The following is a 3,431-nucleotide window of genomic DNA, read 5'->3' on the forward strand; positions in this document are numbered from 1 at the left end:
GGCTCGGGGCGGCCGGATCGCGGGGCGGGCTCGCGGGCGCGGTGGCGGAGCTCGTCCGGGCGCGCGCGACGCGCGGCGACGTCGGCGCGCCGGAGCCCGCGCCGGCGCGTCCGGGCGAGACGGAGGCGGCCCGGGCACGCCTCGTCGCCACCGCCGAGGGCATCGCGCTCGCCGGCCCGCAGGCGACCACCGCGGGAGCGCGCGACCTCGTGGAGGGGGTCCGGCGCGCGCTCGACGCGCTCGCGCCGTCGGACCGCCAGGGAGCGATCGACGACGCCGCGCTCGGGCGGCTCCTCGCGCTCGGCGCCGCCGCGAAGGGGAAGCGCCTCGGCAAGGGCGACGGCCCGCTGCGCGAGCTCAAGGACGCGCTCGCAGCGGCGGCCGAGGCGCTCGCGCCGCTCGCCGCCGAGGCGCTCGCGGCGGAGTCGAAGGCGGAGCTCTGCCGGCTCGTCGCCGACGCCGAGGCCCGGTACGCCGCCGCGAAGCGCGCGGCCCGCGCCGTGGACTTCGACGACCTCCTCGTCGTCGCGCGCGACCTCCTGCGGCGAGACGCGGCGCTCCGCGCGGAGCTCCGGGGCCGGTTCCGCGCGCTGCTCGTGGACGAGTACCAGGACGTGAACGGGGTTCAGCAGGAGCTGTTCGAGCTGCTCGCGGGCCCCGGCACGCCCCCCGGCCCGGTCCTCGTCGCGGTGGGCGACCTCAAGCAGTCCATCTACCGCTTCCGCGGCGCCGACGTCGCGGTGTTCGCGCGACTCGTCCGCCGGCTCGACGCGGGCGAGGGGCGTGTGCTGCACCTCTCGGACAACCATCGCTCCGCGCCGGCGGTGGTCGAGCTCGTGAACGAGGTGTTCGCGCGATGCATGCGCCCGCCCGACGGCGCGCCGGCGCGCGACGACGAGATCCGCTTCTCCGACGCCGATCGGCTCGTGCCGCACCGCCCGGAGGGCGCGCGCCCCGCGTGCGAGCTCCTCGACGACGACGGCGAGGGGAACGCCGCGGAGCGGCGGCGCCGCGAGGCCGACGCGATCGCCCGCCGCATCGAGGCGGTGGTCGCCGGGACGGCGGGCGTCGCGGTGCGCGAGCGGGGCGAAGGCGGAGGCGAGCGCGTGCGGCGCCCGAGGCTCGGCGACGTGGCGATCCTGTTCCGGCGGCTCACGCAGATCGGCGAGTACGAGCGGGCGCTGCGCGCCGCGGGGATCCCCTACCGGCTCGCGCGCGGCGGCGGCTTCTACCAGGCGCCGGAGGTGCGCGATCTCGGGGAGCTCCTCGCGACGCTGGCCGATCCCGCCGACGCGATCGGCTGGGCCGCGCTGCTCCGCTCGCCCATGTGCGGCGTCTCGGACGCGACGCTCTTCCTCGCCGCGCGGGCCGGCCCCGGACGGCTGGCGCGTGCACCCGCGGGCGGGCTCCGCGACGAGCTCCTTCGAGCCCTCTCGGCCGACGGGGCCTTCGCGCTCGCGCCAGGCACGGCGGAGCAGGCGGTTCGCCGGGTGCCGGCGGAGGACTGGGCGCGGCTCGCGCGCCTGCTCGAGGTCTGGCGCGAGCTGCACGCGCTCCGCGACAGGCTCGCGCCGGACGCGCTGCTCGGGCGCGCCGTCGAGCGCCTCGATCTCGACGCAGCGCTGCTCGCCGGGCCCGACGGCGAGCGGCGGGCGATGAACGTCGCGAAGGCCGTGGCCCTCGCCGCGCGCTTCGCCGCGGACGGCGGGACGGCGGCGGAGCTCGCGCGCCACCTGCGGGCGCAGGCGGCGCGGCCGCCGCGCGAGCCCGAGGCGGAGGTCGAGGCCGGCGACGCGGTGGCCATCCTCACCGTGCACCAGGCCAAGGGGCTCGAGTGGCCGGTGGTGTTCGTACCGGACCTCGGCGCGCGCGCGCGGAGCGACGCCCGCCGCGCGCTCCTCGACCCGGCGGGGCGCGTCTGCGCGATGCGCTACGACGCGGCGGCCGAGCGGTTCGACGAGACGGTCTCCGTGCGCGAGGCGCGCGAGCACGAGCGGCGCGCGGCGGCGGCCGAGTCGCGCCGGCTCCTCTACGTCGCGATGACCCGCGCGCGCGATCACCTCGTCCTCTCCGGCGAGGCCTCGAACGGCGCGGAGAGCTGGCGCGGGCTCGTGGAGGCGGCGGCCGACGCGCGGCCGGAGCTCCTGCGGCGGATCCCGATCGCGGAGGCGGGGACGGCTGCGTCGGGGACCCCGCTCGCCGAGGCTACCGCCGCCCCCGCGGCTGCCGCCGCGGCGGTCGTCGCGCCGCCCCACCTCGCCGGCCCGCCCGCGGTCGCCGCCGTGCGGACCGCCGTGACCGAGCTCGCCGAGTACGCCCGGTGCCCGCGCCGCCACCACCTCGGTCGCGTGCTTGGACTGGCCGAGCCGCGCGGCGCGCGCGGCGCCCCCGCCGACGATCCCGGCCGCGCGACCGCGCGCGGGACCCTCGCGCACGCGATGCTCGCCGAGGCGGATCTCGGCGCGCCGCCCCTCGAGCGCCGCGCGCAGCTCGCCGCCGCCGCGGCGCGGCGCGGTCACGACGCCCGCTCGCCCGGCGTGCGGCGCATCCTCGCGGAGGTGTCGCGCTTCGCGGACTCGGAGGGCGGGCGCGAGCTCGCGGCGGCGGCGCGCGACGCGCGGCTCCGCCGCGAGGTGCCCTTCCTCCTGCGCCTCCACGCGCGGGAGCGCGGCGCGCCGGCGGTCTACCTCGTCGGCGCCATCGACGCCCTCGTGGCGGACCGGCGCGCCACCGCGCTCACGGTCGTGGATTACAAGTACGCGACCTTTCGGCCGGACGCCGCCGACCGCTACCGCCTGCAGCTCGTCGCCTACGCGCTCGCCGCCCGCCGCGCCCACCCCGAGGCCCGCGTCCGCGCCCGCCTCCAGTTCATCCGCGGGGACTGCCGCGCCGTGGACGTCACCCCCGGCGAGCGCGAGCTCTCCCGCTTCGCGGCCGACGCCCCGCGGCTCGCCTGGGAAGCCTTCCGCGGTGACGGCGACCGCCCTCCCGCCTCACTCGGCCGCGACGAGGCCCGCTGCCGCGCCGAGGGCTGCGGCTTCGTCTCGCGCTGCTACCCCCGCGCCATCGACGGAAAGTGAATGGGCCGCGGCCCCCGCCGGGCTCTCGCCGCCCGCCGCGTTCGCACCAAGCCAGCCGCGTATCGCGCCGTGCCGCCCACGTTCGCTGCGTGCCGCCGCGTTGGCACTACGCCGCCACGTTCGCGCCGACCCGCCACGCCGCCGCATTCGCACCGATCCGCCGCATTCCCGCCACGCCGCCACGTTCGCACTACGCCGCCACGTTCGCGCCGACCCGCCACGCCGCCGCATTCGCACCGATCCACCGCATTCCCGCCACGCCGCTGCGTTCGCACCGATCCCGCCGCGTTCGCACCGAGCCCGCCGCCCGCAGAAACAACCGTGAACACCGGGGAGGGGCCCCGCGCAATC

The 3,431-nt window shown here is 79.4% G+C and carries 1 protein-coding gene; it reads left to right on the top strand.

Annotated elements, in window-relative coordinates:
* Nucleotides 1-3,080, top strand: a 3,080-nt coding sequence (locus tag MLV88_RS23760) for a UvrD-helicase domain-containing protein (protein WP_243338816.1), incomplete at its 5' end; no start/stop codon positions are given.
* Nucleotides 3,081-3,431 lie beyond the last annotated feature (351 nt).

Source organism: Anaeromyxobacter soli (assembly GCF_022808855.1).
GTDB lineage: Bacteria > Myxococcota > Myxococcia > Myxococcales > Anaeromyxobacteraceae > Anaeromyxobacter > Anaeromyxobacter soli.